Origin of the sequence: Listeria monocytogenes (genome assembly GCF_013282665.1) — a bacterium.
Classification (GTDB): domain Bacteria; phylum Bacillota; class Bacilli; order Lactobacillales; family Listeriaceae; genus Listeria; species Listeria monocytogenes_C.
The window spans coordinates 769272-791206 of sequence record NZ_CP054041.1; the positions used below are offsets into that span (position 1 = coordinate 769272).

The window sequence follows — 21935 nt, forward strand, 5'->3', positions numbered from 1 at the left end:
ATTTATTGTAGCTCTGTTTGCAAAAAAACTAAAGTAATAACTAAAATTATTTTTGAATTAAACTTTCACCTGTCATTTCGGCAGGTTTTTTAACGCCAAGTAAATCAAGCATAGTTGGCGCAACGTCAGCCAGACGACCACCTTCACGAAGCGTTACACCTTTTTTCGTTACAATTACTGGAACTGGAACGGTCGTGTGTGCAGTGTGCGGTTTTCCTTCTGGAGTAGACATTGTTTCAGAGTTACCATGGTCAGCAAAGATAATAGCTGAGCCACCTTTTTCTAAAATAAGGTCTACTACACGACCAAGATTTTCATCTACTGCTTCGATTGCCTTAATAGTTGGCTCAAGCATACCTGAGTGTCCAACCATGTCTGGGTTTGCGAAGTTTAAGATAATCGCATCGTGTTTGTCGTTTTTAATGTCTTCAACAAGTGCATCTGTTACTTCATAAGCGCTCATTTCAGGTTTTAAATCGTATGTTTCTACTTTTGGCGAATTGATTAGAATCCGGTTTTCACCAGGGAATTCTTCATTTCTTCCGCCATTCATAAAGAATGTTACATGTGGATATTTTTCCGTTTCAGCGATACGCAGTTGCGATAAGCCTTCATTAGAAAGTACTTCGCCGATAACATTTTTCATTTCAATTGGCTCAAAAGCAACTTCAGCATCAATGCTTGGGTTGTAAAGCGTCATTGTAACGAATTTGATGTTTTTAGGGTGGTTAGCCCCACGGTCGAAATGATCCCATTCTTTATCAGTAAATGCATTAGAAAGTTGAATCGCACGGTCAGGACGGAAATTGAAGAAAATAACTGCATCGTTGTCTTTGACTGTTGCAACAGGTTTGCCATCTTTAGTAATGATAGCTGGAACAACGAATTCATCATTTTTGTCATTAGCATAAGATGCTTTAACAAGTTCGATTGGATCTTCAAATTTTTCACCTTCAGCACTTACGATTGCTTTGTATGCTTTTTCAACACGTTCCCAGCGTTTATCACGATCCATCGCATAGAAACGTCCAGAAACAGTAGCAATAGCGCCATAGTTTAAGTCACTAATAGCTTTCTCTAATGTTTCTAAATATTCTAGTGAGGATTGTGGTGCCACGTCACGTCCATCAAGGAATGCATGGATATAAACGTTTTTCACGCCTTTATCTTTCGCAGTTTCTAAAAGTGCAACGAGGTGATTAATGTGACTATGCACGCCGCCGTCTGATAGTAAACCGAAAAGATGTAAGTCCGAGTTGTTTTCTTTTGTATGAGTGAAAGCATTGTTTAGGGCTTTGTTCTCTTGGAATTCGCCTTCTTCAATAGCTTTATCAATACGAGTTAAGCTTTGGTAGACAATACGTCCAGCTCCGATGTTTGTATGGCCAACTTCAGAGTTACCCATTTGACCTTCTGGAAGACCAACATCAAGGCCGGCAGCTTTAAGTTCCCCGTGAGGAAAATTAGCCCAATAACGGTCGAAATTTGGTTTGTTTGCTTGAGCTACAGCATTACCTACTGTTTCTGCACGTTTACCAAAACCATCGAGGATAATAATTGCTACAGGTGATTTACTCATTTTATTTTACTGCCTCCAATAATGCTAAGAACGATGCTGGTTCTAAGCTTGCTCCACCTACAAGAGCGCCGTCAATGTCGGACTCTGCAAGATAATCAGCAATGTTTTCAGGTTTTACGCTACCGCCGTATTGAATACGAACTGCGTCTGCTGCTTTTTGAGATACAGCGTCCGCAACTTCTGCACGAATTACTGCACAAGTTTCGTTTGCATCAGCACTTGTAGAAGATTTCCCAGTACCGATTGCCCAGATTGGTTCGTAAGCAATAACAGATTTGATTACTTGTTCTTCCGTTAAACCAGCAAGCGCTGCACGGATTTGACCGCGTACCCAAGTATCTGTTTGACCAGCTTCACGTTGATCTAATGTTTCACCACAGCAAATGATTGGTGTCATGCCATGTTTGAAGATTGCATGTGCTTTTTTGTTAATATCTTCATCTGTTTCGTGGAAATACTCACGACGTTCAGAGTGTCCGATAATAACATAAGAAACACCTAGGTCTGCAAGTGCAAACGGGCTAATTTCGCCAGTGAAAGCACCTTCATCTTCAAAATAACAGTTTTGTGCAGCTACGCGAAGATTAGTTCCTTCAGTAAGACGAACTAATTCTTGTAAAAATAGAGCCGGTGCAGCAACTACTGACTCAACAGCATCGCTTGATGGCACGTTATTTTTTACGTCTTCTGCAAATTGTCCTGCTTTTGCAGCAGTTTTATTCATTTTCCAGTTACCAGCAATAATTGGTTTACGCATTTGGATAAACATCCTCTCGATATTAAAAATTATTTTTGGTTCAGCTTATTTGTCGCTAATAGAAGCAACACCAGGAAGCTCTTTACCTTCAAGATACTCTAAAGATGCGCCGCCACCAGTGGAAATATGGGTGAATTTGTCAGCAAAGCCTAAGTCCATAGCTGCTGCTGCGGAATCCCCACCACCGATGATTGTTGTTGCATCCGTTAAGTTTGCAATGGCTTCACAAACACCAATTGTACCTTTAGCAAAATTGCTAAGTTCGAATACGCCCATTGGACCATTCCATACAACTGTTTTAGCGCCTTGAAGTTCTTTTGTAAATAAGTCAATTGTAGCTTGACCAATATCTAGTCCCATTTCATCAGCTGGAATGCTATCTGCACTCACTGTATGGAAAGGAGCATCGTTACTGAATTCTTTAGATACAACTGCATCAACTGGTAATACTAATTTATCGCCAGCTTTTTCAAGTAAGCCTTTAGCAAGTTCAACTTTATCTGCTTCTAAAAGAGATTTACCAATTTCTTGACCTTGAGCTGCCATGAAAGTGAAAGTCATTCCGCCGCCGACAAGAACTTTGTCTGCTTTTGTAAGTAAGTTTTCGATAACACCGATTTTGTCAGAAACTTTTGCGCCACCTAGGATTGCTACTAGTGGACGTGCTGGATTGTCAACTACACCGCCGATGAATTTAATTTCTTTTTCCATCAAAAATCCGGCCGCTGATTCTAAGTTAGAAGCGATTCCAACGTTAGACGCGTGCGCACGGTGAGCAGTACCGAAAGCGTCATTTACGAAAACGTCGCCAAGGCTAGCCCAGTATTTCCCAAGTTCTGGATCATTTTTACTTTCTTTTTTACCATCAATATCTTCAAAACGTGTATTTTCAAAAAGAAGTACTTCGCCGTCTTTTAACTCATTAATTGCTTTTTCAAGTTCTGGACCACGAGTAGTTGGAACGAATTTCACTTCTTTTCCAAGTAATTCGCTTAAACGAGCGGCTACTGGACGAAGAGATTTTCCTTCTTTATCTTCTTCTGTTTTTACTTTTCCAAGGTGAGAAAATAGAATTGCTTTACCGTTTTGTTCTAAGATGTACTCAATTGTTGGAAGTGCAGCAACAATACGGTTGTCGTTAGTGATTTTGCCGTCTTTCATTGGCACGTTAAAGTCAACACGAACTAAAACTTTTTTGTCTTTTAAATCTAAATCAGTTACAACTTTTTTAGCCATTTAGAGTTCCTCCATTAATTTTAAAGGATTGGGGTTGCCCCCGTTATTTCAGAAAATAAGCGGAAACAATAGTGTCTCCGCTTATTCTTGTTATTGCTGATGTGACAAGCACTTCAGTAAAATTAATCTGCTAATTATTTAGCGATTTTTGCAAAGTATTCTAAAGTACGTACTAATTGAGCAGTGTAGCTCATTTCGTTATCGTACCAAGCTACAGTTTTAACTAATTGTTGATCGCCAACTGTAAGAACTTTTGTTTGAGTTTCGTCAAATAATGAACCGAAAGTCATACCTTTGATGTCAGAAGAAACAACTTGGTCACTAGTGTAACCGAATGTTTCTGGATCAGAAGCTGCTTCCATAGCTGCATTTACTTCATCAACAGTAACTTTTTTGTCAAGAACTGTTACTAACTCAGTAAGGGAACCAGTTGGAACTGGAACACGTTGAGCAGCTCCATCTAATTTACCTTTAAGTGTTGGTAATACTTCACCGATAGCTTTTGCAGCACCAGTTGTATTAGGGATAATATTTTCGGCAGCAGCACGTGCACGACGGAAGTCACCTTTTGGATGTGGAGCATCTAATGTATTTTGGTCACCAGTGTATGCGTGAATTGTAGTCATTAGACCTTCAACAACACCAAATTTGTCTTCTAAAACTTTAGCCATTGGAGCTAAACAGTTAGTAGTACAGCTTGCGCCAGAGATAACTGTTTCAGTTCCGTCTAATGTTTCATGGTTTACATTGTAAACGATTGTTTTCATGTCGCCAGTTGCTGGAGCGGAGATAACAACTTTTTTAGCGCCAGCTTTAATGTGTAATTCAGCTTTGTCTTGCGCCGTGAAGAAACCAGTACATTCTAGAACGATGTCTACTCCTAGGTCACCCCATGGAAGTTCTTCTGGGTTACGGTTAGCTAATACTTTAACTTCTTTACCGTTTACGTTGAAGAAACCATCATGTACTTCTACTTCACCGTCGAAACGGCCTTGAGTTGTATCATATTTTAACAGGTGAGCTAACATTTTAGCATCTGTTAAGTCGTTGATTGCAACAACTTCAATTCCTTCCACATTTTGAATACGACGGAATGCTAGACGTCCGATACGTCCAAAACCATTAATACCAACTTTAACTGTCATAAGTCAATTTCCTCCTTGAAAATAGTGTTTTTTTATTTCAAAAGGGTATTACTCCCTTTTAAAAGCGATTTTGCTGCTCCTTCATCCGTGATTAAAATCGTATTTTTTGGAGCGCTTTTCATATACGATTTGATTGCTTTGGCTTTTGATGTACCGCCTGCAACAGCGATAATATGCGGGATTTGCGCTAAGTCTTCGAATTGAAGACCGAATGTAGGAACCTTATGTACAACCTCGCCCTGTTCATCAAAATAATAACCAAATGCTTCACCAACAGCTTTACGACGGATGATTTTTTCAAGTACATCTTCGCTGGTATGTCTGCGTTTCGCCATTGCGAGCGCATCACCTATGCCTAAAATAATAGCATTTGCGGATTGTACTAATCGTAAGCCTTCTTGAATGGCCGGTTCTTTCAGTAAAGAACGATAGGCTTCTTCGCCTAATTGCTCTGGAACATAGAGAACGCGGTGTTTCGTGTTTGTCTTTGTTGCCATCTTATCACAAATTGTATTCGCTTGATTGTCAAGGTCTTCACCAATACCTCCACGACCGGGAACGAAAAGTAGTTCTCTGCCTTTTGCGAAATCAGTTGTCATCATTTCGGCAACAGTTGCCATTGTAGAGCCGCCCATAACTGCGACGATGTTTCTTTTTTCGGTGAGTGCCATGTCTAATTGTTCTACAGCCACACGTCCCATTTCTTCGCGGACCCATGGAGTATCATCGCTATCACCTTGCACTACCAAGCATTTCTTGATTTGCAATTTCTTCGCTAATTGTTCTTCCATTGAATGTAACCCCGAAAGCTGATTCATGACATTTTCCAAATCGCGAAAAACGACCAAGCCTTCTTTAGTAACAGTCATTCCGGAAGAAGCAATCTCTACTAAACCTTGTGCTTTCAAAAATTCTACTTCGCCGCGCAGGACGCGTTCACTCATACCTAACATTCCGGCAAGTGTCCGTCTTCCTACTGGTTCAGAAAAATAAATCGAGCGTAGGATTTGGTAGCGTTTTTGCATAATCATCAAAACGTCGGGCAATAACTTTTTCTGAATGTTAATTAAGTCTGACATTTTTAATTGCTCCTCATCTTTGGACGCTTAATGACCCACTTAGTCATCTGACGTCCCGTTAGAACTAAAAAAAGTAGAGATAGAGGTTTTTACAACTTTCAAGACTATTAAACTAGCTACTACAGCTTGTTAACAAAGTGTCTCTCAATGTGATTTTTACCCCTTCTCTTTCTGCTTACGCTGGTGAATCTTTTTTTATGTTCTTTAACTACCCTACGTTCCCTATTCTAACAGTCTTGGCACAAATCTTCAAGTATTAAGTGGGACATTTATGAAATATTCACCTGAAATTTACAATTACATCTTAAACTGCAAACTTCTGAATAGGCTATACTAGTTGTTTTCCACCTCTAAAAAAAACGAAACATGCTCTTAGTAATTTTTTTGTTTTAAAAAGACGTTTTTTGTCCCACACACGGCTCGTGAGGCAAAAAACATCTTTTAAAATCTTTTTCTTTTAGAGGAAGAAGGAATATTTAATTCTAAACGATACTTTGCGATAGCTCTTCTTGAAACTTGAATTTCTTTTTCTGCGAGCATATCTACTATCTTTTGATCGGAGAGTGGTTTTAATTTATCTTCTGCTGCTACAAATTCTTGTACTAGCTTTTTGATGGTTGTACTAGAAATATCTCCTGTGTTTTCGTTCTCGGAAGATTTCTTTTGTAAACCAGATGCAAAGAAGCGTTTTAATTCATACACACCATTCGTTGTTTCCATGTATTTCCCATTCACCGCACGGCTCACGGTTGATTCATGTACACCAAGCTCTTCTGCCACTTCTTTTAAAGTTAATGGTTGTAAATGCGCGGAATTATCTAAGAAATAAGCTTTCTGATGACTGACAATCGCCTCGCCAACTCTTTGCAAAGTGTTTTCGCGTTGTTCGATGCCTTTTTTGATCCAATCAAATTCGCCGGCTTTTTCGCGCAGAAATTGGGCGACGTCTTTTTCTTCAGTTGCTCGCATCGTTTCGTAGTATGCTTCTTGGAAACGAACTTGCGGCAGAAATTGTTTTGCTAGTGAAACAGCAAATTCATCTTCATGTTGGAGTAAAATCAAGTCTGGGACAACGTATTGGACGCGTTCAGACTCAAACTCAGAACCTGGCTTTGGATTTAAGGTTTGAATGTAATCGGAAACTTCTTGAATGTCTTGCAAGCTAACATCCATTTCTGCAGCGATTTTCTTCCATTTTTTCTCTGCGAATTCCGTGAAGAATTTTTGGATCACATCATAGGCAATATATGGAGCATCCGGCGAGCGTTCGATTTGTAGTAAAATGCATTCACGCGCATCTCTTGCCCCAACGCCAGCTGGCTCCATGCTTTGCAAGATTTCTAGGCCTTCTAGCACACTATAATCATCCATTAAAAGCGCCGCACTGACATCTTTTAAATCTATTTGTAAATAACCATTATCATTTAAACTTTCTATTAAATATAAGACGATAATTTTTTGTGTTTGCGTTACATCCATTAAATGTAGCTGTTCTTTTAGCGCATCGGCTAATGTCAGCTTATTGTCAGCTATTTGTTCTAGCCAATCTGTATCATCAGAACTTCCAGCACTTTTTCGACTACTGTAAGAAAAGTCTGTTACAAAATCCGAGCCTGGAATCACTTCAATTAATGGGTTCTCGAGTGCTTTATCTTCTAAAAATGCCACTAGATCAGCCGTTGCAAATTGAAGCATTGCAATAGACTGGGACAATTGTTGCGTCATATTTAATTTCTGTGATTGCTTTTGTTGTTGCTTTTGGACGAAATTAGATTCTAAACGCACATTAAAACCTCCATTAAAAATTCGTCTGATATACCTATACCAAACTAAATTCCATTTATAGTTTTCATTATAACATGCCATTTTTCAAATTACAGCACATTCTCTTGGTTCTATTTCAAAAAAAATCCAAGCACTTCTTACGGCGCTTGGACTTTCGTTTATTTTGGTAAATGGTTTAAGAAGTTGCGCGATGCAAATCCTTCTATCTCTTCTTTAGTGTAGTGTTTTTCCAGTGTTTCAAGGAAGCTTTGGTATTTACCGGCGTGTTCGAGGCCTTTGACATGGTCTGGTATGCCGTCAAAATCTGAACCAAAACCAATGTTTTTCAGCCCACCAAGCTCACAAATATGGTCAATGTGGCGAATGACATCTTCTGTATTAGCCACCCCATCATTGGTTGTGAAAAGTGGATGGAAGATTACATGAATCATTGCGTCATGCTCAATCATCGCTTTGATTTGTTCGTCATCTAAGTTTCTAGGATGAGAGCAAATCGCTTTGGCGCTGGAATGACTAGCAATCACAAATTCAGCTTGTTCCAACGTTTCCCAAAAAGCTTTTACACTCAAGTGAGAAACATCCGTGAATACTTTTCTTTCATTTAAAAGATGGATAATGTCTTTTCCGAAGCGAGTTAGTCCTGCGCCACGTTCTTCCATAATGCCATCCGCTGCCAAATTGGCGTTGTTCCACGTTAGTCCGACAGATAATACGCCGCCATCAAGTAATTGCGTTAATTTATCTAAATCACGTCCAATTGGTTCAATGCCTTCTAATGTTAACATTGCGCCAATTTTATCTTCAGGTAAATTTTCTAAATCACACCATTTTTTCACGTGATGGATAATTCCACCTTTATGCAATACGTGTTGTTTAAAGATATTAACTTGCTCAACCGCTTTTTTCCATTTATGTTCAACAGGGATATCTTCATCAAGAAAAATGGCAAATCCTTGTAACAACATTTTAGCCTCTATTAGCCTTTCAAAGTTCACATCAAGTTCTTCCGCATCTTGAAAAGTGTATTTTCCTTTTCCAGCCTGTAGCTTGTAAAGCGCATCACAGTGGGTATCAATTACTCTCATTTTCTGTCGTTCCTCCTTTTAGATACATCTATTATATACTTTTCAGGGGAATAGACAAGAGATTTTTCAAAGACGTTTTCATTTTGTCATTTTATGCTGTTTACCTGGCCAGAATGCCCATTTTCCAAGGAGCACTGTAATCGATGGAACTAGGAACGGGCGGACGATAAATGTATCGAGCAAGACACCAATTGCCGTAATTAAGCCAAATTGTACTAAGAGCTGAATTGGCAGCGTGGTTAGAACTCCGAAAGTTCCTGCTAAAATTAAACCTGCAGATGTGATAACCCCACCAGTTTGACCAACTCCTTCTGTAATTGCTTTTCGAAGCGGCATTTTCTTGCTATTTTTCCAAATACTAGAAATCATAAAGATATTGTAATCTTCCCCAAGTGCAACGATGAAAACAAAGGCATAGAGCGGAATTAAGCCAGAAATTGCCTCCACTCCCATTGCGTAATGAATAATGACCCAACCGAGGCCGAGCGCTCCAACGAAGGACAAGAGAACGGTAGCAACTAAGTAAAGCATTGCTGTAATCGAGCGTAAGTAGCATAGAAGTAAAATCGCAATCAAAGCGACAACAAGTGGAATAATCACTTTTTCATCGTGCTCTGTCACCGCGCGATCGTCATATTGTGTCGCAGTTTGTCCGGCGATGTATACGTCATTTCCTTTGTCGGCAGCCGCTCGCACTTTCGGAACGACATCCATCGCTTCATTGCTATAAGGATTATCTTTTAAAATAAGTGTATATTTTTGGTAACCTTTGCTTCGTTCTGGGTCAGTAACTGATGCAACTCCGTCCACATTTTCCAGTGAACTCTTCATTGATTCTTTAGAGTTTACCACTACTTCCATTGGCGCAAGCATACCTGCACCGAAATGATTACTAATTAAAGTAAATCCTTCCCGAGATGGCATATCTTCCGGGAATGTCGAAAGTGTATCATACGTGTATTTAACTTGTGTTGTAAAAATGCCACATCCAATTAAAATAATCAACGTGATAATTAAAATGCGCACGGGATGTTTCGCGGACATTTCTCCAATTTTATGCCAAAAACGGTTTTCTTTGTGATGTTTTGGTGTTTTGCCTTTTTTCTTTGCACGAGTTTCTTCCATTTCTACGGTTCTTGGGACAAATGGCCAGAATGATACACGACCGAATATGCCTAGAAGCGCTGGAACGAGTGTTAGCGAGGAAATCATCATAATGAAAATCGCTAAACTAAATGGTACGGCGAAATTGTGGAATGAACCATATTCTGCTGCTAATAATAGAAGTAGTGCAGCCATTACAGTTAATCCACTAAGTGCAATTGCGCCTGCTGTTCCGCTAAATGCTTCTTTAAATGCTTGGAAACGATTTTTCTCGGTGTGCAGATGGCTGCGGAATCTGGATATTAAGAATAAGCAATAATCCGTTCCGGCGCCAAATAGTAACACGGTCATTATCGAAAGCCCTTGTGAGCCATATGTGATGATGCCTTCTTTCGCAAGTAAACCAAGAATCGGCGTAATTACTAAGTAGGCAAAACCAACTGCAATCAAAGGAATTAATGCTAAAATTGGCGAACGATAAATTACTAGTAAAAAGACTAAAACAAGCAGTACTGTTCCGATTAACAGCGAAACATCCGCATCTTTAAATAGTCCACTTGCATCCACGCTAATACCAGCCGGTCCAGTTGTCCGAGCAACAAGCGTATTATCAGCAGATACTTTCTGTGCAAATGGGTTTTCTCCAATGGTCGTTTTAGCCGCTGATTCAAGTTGTTTGAAACTTTTTGCTAGTTGGTCTGAAGTCGCACTGTCTTTCATAATAACGGTTTGAATAAAAGTGGTTCCGTCTTTAGAAACTTGCTGCTTGAGCGCAACTGGTGGCATTTTATCGTAAGGAACTGCCATTTTTTGATAGTCTACTGGGTTTTCGGTCAATTCTTTGCTGTATTTTTGAATATTAACTAAGTCTTCGTTTGTTAAACCAGTTGAACGATACCAAGTGATAAGTGCTGGCACCCCGTCTGTTCCAGCAAATTTGTCATCGATGAGCTTTTGGGCGACAACAGAAGGCTCTGAATTCGGTAAATCTTTCGCTGCGTCATCTTTGTAATCAGCTGCTTTTGGAAAGAAAAACTGTAAAATAATAATGGCGATAATCCAAATACCTAATGTTATAAAACGACCTTTCTTGCCACCAACTCCACTGGCAATTTTACTTAAAAATCCATCTTTCATTATAAATCCCCCTTTGGTTTGCTTATTTTTTCGCTTATCATTTGATAAGTGAAACGCCAAAAAAAGAAGCACGCTAAATTATACCTCTTTTTTACATATGCCAAACATCATTAAGTTGATTAATTCATCGATTTGTTCTGTAGTCGTTTGCTTTTGCGCAAAACTGCCTTTCCCTGAAAAAAGAGGGCTAATAGTAGACAAACAGTATCTCGCAGCAGTCTCAGCACTGATACCATCACGCAGTTCGCCAGCATTTTCTAATCGCTCGAAAAATTGTTGAAATGGTTCTAAATAGGTTTTTTGCCATAATTTGTAAAGTAAAAATTGATTTTCTGGCTTCATTTCATTAAGAATATCATGAATCATTAGTAGAATATTGGTGGGATGCTCCTCAATTAACATGATTAACATATCATGCAGTTGTTCTTCTTTTGCTTTGCTCGCTTGCACAATTGGGTGCATTTCCACTTGAATATTTTGCGTCAATTCACGAACTACTTCAATATAAAGGGATTCTTTATCTTCAAAATGGTGATAAAGTGCTGGTTGGGTAATTTTGGCAATTTTAGCAATTTCTCGTGTCGAGACTGCCCGGTACCCTTTTTCCATAAATAAATCCCTTGCTGTATCAAGGATTTTCCTTCTGGTTATTCCTAATTCTTCTGCTCGAGTCCGCTTCTTTTCCATCATCACCCCACCTTTCTTATTTTGTTGCAGTTAGCAATGGAAGATTTTTATTAATTAGTTTTTCTAGCGTTTCCTTATGCCACTTGCGGCCTAGAACACGTTTACTAACAAGGTATTTCCCTTCCTCTAGCTCTCCTTCTTCGGTCACTGCACGAATATATAAACGATAAACCAATTTCTTTTTCTCCAGTGCAATTTGCTGGACCGTCTTCCCATCCAAAAAGTGCATTTCCGCGTCACTCAATTTAAAAACAAACGTAAAAATACCCGCTTCCGTGAACGCAAGAATAAGCGAGTGTCTACCTCGCATATGAGGCCCTGCATATAAAAAATCAATTGTTTGAACGGTCAAATCATTGTCCGCACTATAAGTTCTTACTTCTTTTTCTAATCGGTCTTTCAAACTAGCAGCCAAAATAAGCGCCTCCCTTGCTGATTTATATTTTACCAGAAAATGGCGGGGGGAAGTAGGGAAAGTTTTTGATGGGAAGAAACCAAGACAACTCCTACTAAAGTTATCATCGTTACATTTATGCTAGTATCTTTTGAACACAAACCTTTATTAAGTCTGAGATAATTTGACAATCACTTCTTTAAAAGGACTATCATTATTTATTTCGATTTCCAAATGTTCTAGCATATTTTTAGAAGGAAGTTTTAAAGTTTCGATAGTGTTTTCTTGTATAATTTCTTTAATTTTCTCTTGTTCCATATGGAATTCTACAATATTCATAGAGATATCATAAAAGCGACTATCTATCTTTAAGTTGAAACCATTTAATCTTAGGTAAAGATACGTTGTCACTAAAGCCGTTCGTTTATTTCCATTATAAAAGCAATGATAATTAGCTAAGGAATACCATAAATAGGATGCTTTATCAAAAATAGTAGGGTGCAATTCCACACCAAAAACTTCTTGATCTAAGGATTGAAAAATTAAATGTAACGAATTTTCATCTCTAATTCCATACATAGGTTTGACAACATTTTCTGTTAATTTCTGCAAATAGTGGTTGATTTCTATTATTAGTTGTTCATTCATAATTTGCCCTCACAAAATCTTTTAATTCTGTATAAGAAAGAAAAACTTTATGACTGGTATCCTTCTCATTATCTATATATACACTGTATTTTAAACTATCCTCAGAATAATTAATAGATAACATTACAACATTATCCGTATTTGACTTTACTGCATTTTTGATTTTGAAAAACAACTCATTAACTTCAGTAAAATCCAAATTCAGTTCAGTGTTTTTTATAAAATCTTGCTCTGTCTCTATTATTGAGTCCGTATCTCCACCAAATACTCGTTCATTTTTTTCAGTATCAAACAACATAACTGTGTACTTGCTATTTTCTCGAACAGAATCATATTTTAAAAACAAATTAGCTTTATTTTCCTTTAAGAATGTTTGCAATTTCTGACACATCTTTTATATCTCCTTTTCCTAATTTATTTATCAAATCCCATTTTTGTGAAGTATTTAAGGGTGAACTTAATTTTAAATCTTCTAATAACATGTTTAAGGTATCAAATGCCGTTCGCTTATTGCCATCTACAAATGCATGTTCTGCGATACTTCTTGTTACTGCTGAAGCTTGCTCCCATTCATCTTCATAGTATGAGGCAGAATTAATTATATTATCTATTGAATTGTTTTGCTCAATCCCAACAGAATATTTTTTATTTATATTTCTGATGTCTTCTGCAATTTTATCCTTATCGTCGATTAAATTTCTGCTCCGCTTTTTCCCACTCTTGTTAATTTTCTCTAATTTTTCTCTTTTCAAATGCTCTTCGAAATTGGACACTTAGCTAGCTTTATTAGATTGTTTCAATGTACTTTTCGGTATAGTGAATTTCTTTCCTCGATAAGCTTTCGTCGTGTAGCCAAAAACCAATGAGGTTAAAATCCCAAAACTTTGCGCTTTACTTATTTCTTGACCAGTTATCGGATCTTTATTTTGCTTCAATGATTCTAGTGTAGCTTTTAACAACTCGCCTTCTTCCGTGGCTTGGTTATTTTCTTTTGGTAGCTCACCGTTAAAACTGGCTGTATTATAAGCCTCTGTTGCTTTAATATCCACTTTCCCATCTTTTGAAAGAATCCACATACCGCCTTGTTTTACTTTACTATAAGCCGCAAAATCATAAATGGTCGTATCAGTGGCACTCGCTTTTCCTAACGTTTTTCGCATTCGGTTCACAGTGGCAAAATTCAATTTAGTTAAATCATAGCCACCAGTCTGACTATTAAACTGGATATTTGATTGTAACTCTCGAACAGTTTGCTGGATACCTTGCACTAAATCCGTCAAATGGTCAAAAAAAGCCCCATGACTTTGTTCAAAAGCCAAATATTTCTCTAAAATATTTTCCTGCTTATATGCGGTTGCTAACTGGGAACGATAGGTTTGCATTTGGCCTTCTGTACTACTGTTCATTCGTTGGTACAGTGCTTCTTTCTTGCTTTCAATGCGGTCAATCATTTGGCCGAGTTCATATAAACCATCTGCGTCAATTTTAGCATTAGGAGAAGGATCTACTTGGTCGTGAAAGTCTTGGATGTACCTCTTCAACCTTTCCTCACTCTCATTCATTGCCTCGGTTATCGTGTCGCAGAGTGGAATGTACGTCATTTGATAATAATTTTTGGAGGATTCCACGGCCTTCCCTTTTAAACTATCATCTTCTATGTAGTTTGTCACGGTGGTTTTGACGCCTTGGATGATTTTTCTTCCTGTTTGGTTGGCTGCGCGTAGTTCGAATGCAAAATCTCGTATTTCTTCGATGTCGATTCGGCTCACTGGAACAACTCCTTTTGTAATCTCTGTTAGTTTTCATTTATTGTGCATATAATCACAACAATAGTTTACCAAAAAGAATCTCAAAACAAAACGCATACGCTAGTTATCCGAGATTTATTTCCCCTCATAATTCACAAAAAATCAAATCAAGTATTCTCTTCTCGATTCATTTATGTTAATATCAATATTAGTGTTTATTAAGCGGGTATAAACGTTCTAACGATTATATAAATAATAAAGGGAAGTTGGTTTGCAAAATGGGAGAATTAGGTAATATCGAAACACGAAACGGGAGAACATCATTTTTTGATGGAGGTTTACTGCAATATATTGGTTGGACAATTCTTGGCACTTTGGTGACGATTTGTACGATTGGAATTTGCTATCCATGGGCTTTATGTATGGTTTATGGTTGGAAAATCAACCATACAGTTATTGAAGGAAGACGCTTGAAATTCCAAGGTTCTGCGGTTGGACTTTTTGGTCACTGGATTAAATGGCTCTTGCTAACAATTATTACTATTGGAATTTATGGTTTCTGGGTTTTCATTAAACTAGAAGATTGGAAAGTAAAAAATACAATCTTTAAATAAAAGAAAAACATCTTACACCATGGTGTAAGATGTTTTTTTGACTCATTGCTCTTGCATAGGTTGTCTTGCAGCCTCTGAAGCAATGTAAAATTCGCCCTCTTCTTTATACAAAATAGTTCTTGGTGAATCTTCCCCATTTTTCGCTTTATAAAGTTCTGTTCCTTCATTTAAATAATTCGAAGTGAAATTTTCATCTGGTATTTGGTAGCTTTTTATTTTATGCTCTATCTCGCCAATTTTCTCTAAAGCGTCTTCTTTATTTGCTGGTTCCTTGGTCACTATGTATAGAACCTCATCAACTTCCATCATTTCTACAAGGTTGTCTCTATCGAGTAGCCACTTCCCACCGAATACTAACGCACAGATAAATAGTAAAATGATAATGACCCATAACTTTTTCTTCATTAAATTAATCCCCTCATTTCTAGGTTGTATTTGTGGTGTACTGACACAGCGACTTTTTTAATTTTTTCATTCGACTATGGGCATGCTGTTCTTATTTGTATAGATAAAAATTATTAAGTAAAACTAAGACCGCGATAATAATTAGATCCACCCGTAAAACATCTTTCTTATCCATCATACAAAAAGCATGAATTAAGCATCCTACTATCAAAATCGGCCAAAACAACCAATAATTAATGATAGACGCTGCAAATGCAACTAATAACAGCATAGTTAATAAAGTATATTCTATTACTTTCGATTTCCCCATCTTCAATCTACTCCTTTTATGTAATAAATTCGGTTCTGATAAAAGTGTAACATGTTAATCCACTGTATAACCAAAAATGTAATGAAATGTTGAATACTCCGTTTTTAATCGCGCTTCCATGCTCCTAACAGTTTATTTGAAATTTGAAAAAAAGTGCTGTAAACATTGGTTTTCCAATATTTACAACACTTTATTTTATGCCCTCGGAGGGAATCGAACCCCCATTTTAAGAACCGGAATCTTACGTGCTATCCGTTGCACCACGAGGGCTATATGTAGATTCAAAATGCTTACCGTACGAATAATAATTATAGCGAAATTTAGAGGGTTTTACAAGTTTTATTTTAAGTGAAAAAGCCAGCGCCTCCGAAGATTTGCTGGCTCAAGTATTAATTTACTAATGTCCAAATGGAAGAGCTGTCTGGTTTTGCGCCTCTAACCCACCATTTTGCTTGGTATGTTTTTCCGTTATAAATAACTTTATCTCCGCCATTGTAGGCTTTTAGAGCGTTCCAAGCTGGGATTTCTGTGCTTTCATTTTTCCAAACATCGCTTGTGTCTGGTGCGTTGCCTTTTGTCCACCACTTCGCTGTATAGAGAACGCCTTTATAATAAATTTGATCACCAGCGTAGTAAATTTGATCCGCTTTCCATGTGTTCATTGGATCTAGTGGTTTTGTGTTAACAGTGATTTCATTACTTACTAATGAACGATTTCCAGATGTATCTACTGCATACACTTTGTATTTATAACTCGTGTTACTTACTAATTTTGTATCATCAAACATGGTTTTTGTGGATGTTGCGATTTTTACATTATTACGATAAATTTCATAATTTTTCACTTCTACATTATCTGTTGAAGCTTGCCAGCAAAGAGCAATAGTAGTATCTGTTTGCCCATGTGACATTAAACTTTTCGGCGCGGTTGGTGCTTCGTTGTCCACTGCCGGCGCTTCTTTTGTCGTCACACTCAGACCGCTACTTAGAGTTGATTTATTTCCTGCAAAATCTTTTGCTCGCACAGTGTAAGTATAAGTAGTACTTGCGTTTACAGTGGTATCTTCATACGAAGCCGTTTGACTTTCTCCGATTACTACACCATTTCGTAAAATTTCATAGCCTTTGATTCCTATATTATCGGTAGAAGCAGTCCATGTTAAACTTACTTTTTTAGCGGTAGTAGTTGCTGCTAAATTAGTCGGTTCTGTTGGTGCTTCGTTGTCAACAACCGGTGCTACATTAGAATTAATAATGTTTGCATCAATTACTTGATAAAATGCATTTCCTGTATCAGCAATGTTCCAAACGCCCAAAATGATATAGTATCCTGAACGATCATCTGGAATATTAATTTCTTGTTTTGCTAAAGCATTTGGTACGCTTCCATCCGATTCAATTGTTGCTAGTGGCTCTAATGATGCTCTAGTTAACGGTTTATTGGGGTCCCAACCTTTTTTAGTAATAAAATATTGCCAACTACTTGTTCTATGTGGCGCAGTTAATGTCCATTCTACAGTTAGTGGACCTGATTCTAGATCTACTTTTGCCCAGCGGTTTACAGTTTGAGCGTCTAAGAGTGAATATTTCCCGCCGCCCGCGATACTCCCATCAGCAGGTCCACTTACCGGAAAACCTTTTGGAGCCTCGACACTTTGCGGTTCATACTGCGCTGCTCCAACCCCAACATTAATCCCCCTGTTTGCTAAATATACACGACTTGCAGGTTTTGATATGTATCCATGAGCCGAAGCAGTTGTTTCAAAAAGAACTACAGCTAACATAAACACAGCAAAAAACATTCCTATTTTGGTAATTTTCTTCATGATGCACCTTCCTTTCAGTATAGTTCATTATACCTTTTTGTTAATTTTTATTGAAATAGTTTGCTTCAGACTTTATCGTTTGACCTAGTTTGACCATTCGTGTATGATATAAACAAAGCTAATTTTAAATTTACATTTAACAGGAGGAATCTTGATATGAACTTAATTCCAACAGTAATCGAACAAACTAGCCGCGGTGAACGTGCATACGACATTTATTCTCGTTTATTAAAAGACAGAATTATTATGTTAGGATCTGCAATTGATGATAACGTGGCAAATTCGATCGTTTCTCAATTATTATTCCTAGATGCGCAAGATCCTGAAAAAGATATTTTCTTATATATCAATTCACCAGGCGGAAGTATTTCAGCTGGTATGGCCATTTACGATACAATGAATTTCGTTAAAGCGGACGTGCAAACAATTGGTATGGGTATGGCTGCTTCAATGGGCTCATTCCTACTAACAGCTGGTGCAAGTGGTAAACGTTTTGCCTTACCAAATGCAGAAATTATGATTCACCAACCACTTGGCGGTGCTCAAGGTCAAGCAACTGAAATCGAAATCGCTGCTCGTCACATTTTAAAAATCAAAGAACGTATGAATACGATTATGGCTGAGAAAACTGGTCAACCGTATGAAGTCATTGCTCGCGATACAGATCGTGATAATTTCATGACTGCACAAGAAGCAAAAGATTACGGCTTAATTGATGATATCATCATTAACAAATCTGGTTTAAAAGGTTAAGTGAATAAAAAAGAGGTTTTGCGAAAATGCAAAACCTCTTTTTTATTCACTTATTTTATACGAAGCGCTGAATGTCTTCTTCCATAAAATACATAAACTAAAATACCTAATACGAACCAAATACCAAATGCAATCCAGGTTGTTTTAGATAAATTAACCATTAAATAAACGCAAAGCAAGAAGGAAAGAGCTGGTACTACAGGATAAAATGGTGTTTTAAATCCTTTTTGATTCAAGTCTGGATTTCTTCGTAAAAAGAAAATCCCAATAGAAACCATGGCAAAAGCAAACAAAGTCCCAATGTTAATTAATTGTGCTAAATCTGCCATCGGTACAGTAGAAGCAATTAGCCCCATTACTGTTGCAAAAATCATCGTATTTCTAACAGGTGTGTCATTTTTACTTATTTTTGAGAACGATTTTGGTAATAATCCGTCACGCCCCATTGCGAATAACAAGCGTGTACCACCATAGGACATAACGAGTACAACCGTTGTCATTCCAACAATCGCACCAACCGATAACAAACCAGCAATCCAGTTTTGATTAATTGCTTGTAGCGCAAAAGCAACAGGGGCACTAACATCAACTAAAGCAGTATAAGGAACAACTCCTGTTAAGACTGCAGAAAGTAAAATATAAAGTAGTGTACAGACTGCCAGTGAAGAAATAATTCCTATTGGCATATTTTTTTGTGGATTTTTCACTTCCTCTGCAGCGCTTGATACAGCATCAAAGCCGATATAAGCAAAGAAGACTGTGGAAGCACCTGTAATAACTCCTTGTACACCAAATGGTAAGAACGGCGTCCAATTATCAGGTTTCACGTAGAAAGCACCTACTAAAATGAATAATACAACAACCGCAATTTTTACTAATACCATAATATTATTCACGCGTGTGGATTCGCGAATACCGAAACTAAGTAAAATACCAATTACCATAACCACTACAAATGCAAGTAAGTCAAAATAGGTTCCAGCACTTGGATCATAAGCTGACGAGATCGCCTTTGGAATATGTAAGTCAAATCCTGCTAGTAAACTCTTCATATAAGAAGACCAACCACTCGCGATTGCAGCAACAGCCAAACCATATTCTAAAATAAGCGACCAACCTAAAATCCACGCAACACCTTCCCCGAACACATGGTAACTATAGGTATATGCGCTACCTGCAACTGGTAATTTAGAAGCAAATTCCGAATAACATAGTGCCGCCAAACAGCAAGCAATTCCCGCAATAATAAAAGAAATAATAATTCCTGGCCCCGCAATGACAGAAGCTACTTGCCCTGGAAGAATAAATATCCCTCCCCCAACAACCGCTCCGACTCCAAGCATCGTTAAATCAAACGCTCCTAACGTTTTGTTCAAATGATGTTTATCTGTCGCTGGGTTATGAAAACTCTTTTTTCTGAAAAAAGAATTAACTTTAGTCATAAAAATTCCTCCCTCTTAAATTCCAATTTTCAGTCAATTTATATGTGTATTTTTAAACTAACTTGAAAACTATTATTCATGGTACCATAAACAGGCTGAAAAATATACAACATTTGTAGATTTTCGTTCAAAAAAGTTCAAAAAAAGCCTGAAATCCCAGAAAGGATTTCAAGCTTTTAAATTATTTCCAAGCGCGTGAATATTGTTTTGGTCCTTCAATTGTTTCGCCTAATTGTTTGGCTGCATCTTTAGCAAAATAAGGATTTCGTAATAATTCACGACCGACAATAATTAAGTCCGCTCGTTCATTACACAAAATTTCTTCCGCTTGCTCGCCTCGTGTAATAAGCCCAAGCGCCCCGGTCGCAATGCCAGCCCCACGACGAATTTCATCAGCAAATGGCACTTGATAACCTGGAAAAACTGGCGGAGCCACATTAACTAAACCACCTGTACTAACATCAATTAACTCCACGCCATCTGCTTTCATCCATTTTGCAAAAGGAATATAGTCTTCTAATTGTAAACCACCATGGGCATAATCAGTAGCGGAAACTCGAACAATAATTGGACCATCCCATACTTCTTTCACGGCTTTAATAATATCACTTAAAATTTTATATCGATTGCCAGCAGGTCCACCATAATTATCTTCGCGACGATTCGTAATTGGTGATAAAAATTGATGAATTAAATAACCATGAGCGGCGTGAATCTCAATAACATCAAATCCCGCTTCTTTTGCACGATAAGCGGCGCGTTTAAAATCAGCCACAACCTCTTTAATCGCTTCTTTCGTAAGCTCTACTGGTTTGTCTGACTTTTCATCAAAAGCAATAGCAGAAGGAGCCACTATTTCGCCTGGTAAAACAGCTTTTCTTCCAGCGTGCGCTAATTGAATTCCTGCTTTTGCTCCGTGATAATGAAGTCCATCTACTAATTTTTTCAAAGCTGGAACTTGCTCGTCATTCCATAATCCTAAGTCAAATTCAGAAATCCGGCCTACCTCTTGAACAGCCGTAGCTTCTAAAATGACAAGTCCTGTACCACCAGCAGCTCTCGAGACATAGTGTGCAAAATGAAAGTCTGTTGCGATCCCGTCTTTATTTTCTACTGAATACATACACATTGGTGACATAACAATTCTGTTTTTTAGCGTTACATCTTTTAATTTATATTCTGAAAATAATTTTGACATTCTAATTCGCATCCTTTTCTTTTAATTAACTATTACTGATTTTCAGTCCTACTTGCGCTGGTGTTTCTCCGCTTCTAAGGCGCTCTGCAATCTGATCCAGTTTCCGGAGACGATGATTAATACCTGATTTACTTACTTGACCTGTTGTCAGCATTTCGCCTAGCTCCTTTAAGGTAACATCTTCATTAGCTATACGAAGCGCTGCAATCTCACGCAGTCGTTCTGGTAAAGCTTCTAGTCCAACGGTTGATTGGATATACTTGATATTATCGATTTGTCTGACAGCCGCATTAATCGTTTTGTTGAGATTCGCTGTTTCGCAGTTTACTAGCCTGTTCACTGAATTTCGCATATCTCGCATAATCCGAACATCCTCAAAATGAAGAAGCGCGCTAGTTGCTCCGATAATACTCAAGAATTCCGTGATTTTTTCCGCTTCTTTCAAATAGGTAATAAAGCCATTTTTCCGTTCAAGCGTTCGTGCATTGAGATCAAATTGGTTCATTAAAGCGCAAATCGCCTCATTGTGTTCCTCATAAACAGAAAAAATCTCTAAATGATACGATGAAGTTTCCGGATTATTAACTGATCCACTTGCCAAAAAGGCTCCGCGCAAATAAGCACGTTTGGCGCTTCTCTTCTTAACAAATCCCCTATCAATCGATTTCGTAAACGTCATCGGTGGCTCTAGTATCCGCAAATCTTCCAAAATCCCTCGCGTGCCAGACTTCAAGCGAACGATATATACATTATTTTTTTTCAATTTCATTTTTCGACGTACAAGTAGTTCTATCGGTACTTCATATAAATCTTTTAATAATTGATACATTCGTCTAGCTATAGCGGCATTCTCGGTTTGGACATCCATAATCACCAATTGATTCGAAAACGAGATGGCGCCATTCATTCGAATAAAAGCTGCGAGTTCCACTTTTGCATCGCTATCACTTACGTCCATATGGGTTAACTCTTTCTTGGTTTCCGATGCAAATGACATGGCTTA

At 37.9% G+C, this 21935-nt stretch carries 21 protein-coding genes, 1 tRNA gene and 1 pseudogene; 2 read left to right on the forward strand and 21 right to left on the reverse strand.

Annotated features, from left to right (window positions below):
* Positions 1 to 46: 46 nt before the first annotated feature.
* From gpmI to HRK21_RS03990, 14 genes and pseudogenes are all read right to left on the reverse strand, one after another.
* Positions 47 to 1579 carry a 2,3-bisphosphoglycerate-independent phosphoglycerate mutase gene (gpmI, locus tag HRK21_RS03925; RefSeq protein WP_010991253.1) on the reverse strand — a complete coding sequence of 511 codons (1533 nt, stop codon included), beginning with the start codon at positions 1577 to 1579 and terminating at the stop codon, positions 47 to 49.
* Between the two features lies 1 nt (position 1580).
* Entirely contained in the window at positions 1581 to 2336 is a 756-nt protein-coding gene (gene tpiA / locus HRK21_RS03930) for a triose-phosphate isomerase (RefSeq protein ID WP_003726581.1), read from the reverse strand.
* 45 nt (positions 2337 to 2381) lie between these two features.
* Entirely contained in the window at positions 2382 to 3572 is a 1191-nt protein-coding gene (locus HRK21_RS03935) for a phosphoglycerate kinase (protein ID WP_003739718.1), read from the reverse strand.
* Between the two features lie 134 nt (positions 3573 to 3706).
* Complete coding sequence (gap, locus tag HRK21_RS03940) at positions 3707 to 4717, reverse strand: type I glyceraldehyde-3-phosphate dehydrogenase (protein ID WP_003726583.1); 1011 nt, start codon at positions 4715 to 4717, stop codon at positions 3707 to 3709.
* Positions 4718 to 4749: 32 nt separating this feature from the next.
* Positions 4750 to 5796, reverse strand: a complete 1047-nt coding sequence (locus HRK21_RS03945; protein ID WP_069888401.1) for a sugar-binding transcriptional regulator — start codon at positions 5794 to 5796, stop codon at positions 4750 to 4752.
* Between the two features lie 441 nt (positions 5797 to 6237).
* Positions 6238 to 7581: an RNA polymerase factor sigma-54 gene (rpoN, locus tag HRK21_RS03950; RefSeq protein ID WP_069888400.1), complete on the reverse strand. Its 1344-nt coding sequence runs from the start codon at positions 7579 to 7581 to the stop codon at positions 6238 to 6240.
* A gap of 158 nt (positions 7582 to 7739) precedes the next feature.
* Positions 7740 to 8666, reverse strand: a complete 927-nt coding sequence (locus tag HRK21_RS03955; protein WP_003739720.1) for a dipeptidase — start codon at positions 8664 to 8666, stop codon at positions 7740 to 7742.
* Positions 8667 to 8744: 78 nt separating this feature from the next.
* Positions 8745 to 10907 carry an MMPL family transporter gene (locus tag HRK21_RS03960; protein WP_070006517.1) on the reverse strand — a complete coding sequence of 721 codons (2163 nt, stop codon included), beginning with the start codon at positions 10905 to 10907 and terminating at the stop codon, positions 8745 to 8747.
* 78 nt (positions 10908 to 10985) lie between these two features.
* Complete coding sequence (locus HRK21_RS03965) at positions 10986 to 11594, reverse strand: TetR/AcrR family transcriptional regulator (RefSeq protein WP_009920148.1); 609 nt, start codon at positions 11592 to 11594, stop codon at positions 10986 to 10988.
* A 16-nt stretch (positions 11595 to 11610) separates the two neighbouring features.
* Positions 11611 to 12009: a hypothetical protein gene (locus HRK21_RS03970; RefSeq protein WP_003739723.1), complete on the reverse strand. Its 399-nt coding sequence runs from the start codon at positions 12007 to 12009 to the stop codon at positions 11611 to 11613.
* 147 nt (positions 12010 to 12156) lie between these two features.
* Positions 12157 to 12636 (reverse strand): type II toxin-antitoxin system death-on-curing family toxin, encoded by a 480-nt coding sequence (locus HRK21_RS03975; RefSeq protein ID WP_070006518.1) that lies wholly within the window; start codon positions 12634 to 12636, stop codon positions 12157 to 12159.
* Positions 12629 to 13027 (reverse strand): hypothetical protein, encoded by a 399-nt coding sequence (locus HRK21_RS03980; RefSeq protein WP_070006519.1) that lies wholly within the window; start codon positions 13025 to 13027, stop codon positions 12629 to 12631. The genes HRK21_RS03975 and HRK21_RS03980 overlap by 8 nt, the downstream gene beginning before the upstream one ends.
* Positions 12990 to 13388, reverse strand: coding sequence for a type II toxin-antitoxin system death-on-curing family toxin (locus HRK21_RS14100; RefSeq protein ID WP_173346371.1), 399 nt, complete (start codon positions 13386 to 13388; stop codon positions 12990 to 12992). Before HRK21_RS14100 ends, HRK21_RS03980 begins: the two co-directional genes overlap by 38 nt.
* A 27-nt stretch (positions 13389 to 13415) precedes the next feature.
* A pseudogene (locus tag HRK21_RS03990) lies at positions 13416 to 14405 on the reverse strand (T7SS effector LXG polymorphic toxin); the annotation flags it as partial.
* A 257-nt stretch (positions 14406 to 14662) separates the two neighbouring features.
* Between HRK21_RS03990 and HRK21_RS03995 the strand changes: the two are divergent.
* Positions 14663 to 14998, forward strand: coding sequence for a YjgN family protein (locus tag HRK21_RS03995; protein WP_003739727.1), 336 nt, complete (start codon positions 14663 to 14665; stop codon positions 14996 to 14998).
* Between the two features lie 42 nt (positions 14999 to 15040).
* Here HRK21_RS03995 and HRK21_RS04000 read toward each other — a convergent pair whose 3' ends face one another.
* From HRK21_RS04000 to HRK21_RS04015, 4 genes are all read right to left on the reverse strand, one after another.
* Positions 15041 to 15403, reverse strand: a complete 363-nt coding sequence (locus HRK21_RS04000) for a hypothetical protein (protein WP_003739728.1) — start codon at positions 15401 to 15403, stop codon at positions 15041 to 15043.
* Between the two features lie 91 nt (positions 15404 to 15494).
* Positions 15495 to 15713, reverse strand: coding sequence for a hypothetical protein (locus HRK21_RS04005; protein ID WP_070006521.1), 219 nt, complete (start codon positions 15711 to 15713; stop codon positions 15495 to 15497).
* 198 nt (positions 15714 to 15911) lie between these two features.
* A tRNA-Arg gene (locus HRK21_RS04010) sits at positions 15912 to 15983 on the reverse strand.
* Between the two features lie 119 nt (positions 15984 to 16102).
* Positions 16103 to 17539 carry a lytic polysaccharide monooxygenase gene (locus tag HRK21_RS04015; RefSeq protein WP_070006522.1) on the reverse strand — a complete coding sequence of 479 codons (1437 nt, stop codon included), beginning with the start codon at positions 17537 to 17539 and terminating at the stop codon, positions 16103 to 16105.
* Positions 17540 to 17695: 156 nt separating this feature from the next.
* Between HRK21_RS04015 and clpP the strand changes: the two genes are divergently transcribed.
* Positions 17696 to 18292 carry an ATP-dependent Clp endopeptidase proteolytic subunit ClpP gene (gene clpP, locus HRK21_RS04020; RefSeq protein WP_003729993.1) on the forward strand — a complete coding sequence of 199 codons (597 nt, stop codon included), beginning with the start codon at positions 17696 to 17698 and terminating at the stop codon, positions 18290 to 18292.
* A gap of 50 nt (positions 18293 to 18342) precedes the next feature.
* On the opposite strand, the gene bcaP is transcribed toward clpP, so the two are convergent.
* The 3 genes from bcaP to whiA form a co-directional block, all read right to left on the reverse strand.
* Entirely contained in the window at positions 18343 to 19734 is a 1392-nt protein-coding gene (gene bcaP / locus HRK21_RS04025; RefSeq protein ID WP_003739731.1) for a branched-chain amino acid transporter BcaP, read from the reverse strand.
* Positions 19735 to 19915: 181 nt separating this feature from the next.
* Positions 19916 to 20932, reverse strand: coding sequence for an NADPH dehydrogenase NamA (gene namA / locus HRK21_RS04030; RefSeq protein ID WP_069888392.1), 1017 nt, complete (start codon positions 20930 to 20932; stop codon positions 19916 to 19918).
* A 25-nt stretch (positions 20933 to 20957) separates the two neighbouring features.
* The gene (gene whiA, locus HRK21_RS04035) at positions 20958 to 21929 is read right to left on the reverse strand and encodes a DNA-binding protein WhiA (RefSeq protein WP_003725407.1); all 972 of its coding nucleotides are present in this window, start codon (positions 21927 to 21929) and stop codon (positions 20958 to 20960) included.
* Positions 21930 to 21935 lie beyond the last annotated feature (6 nt).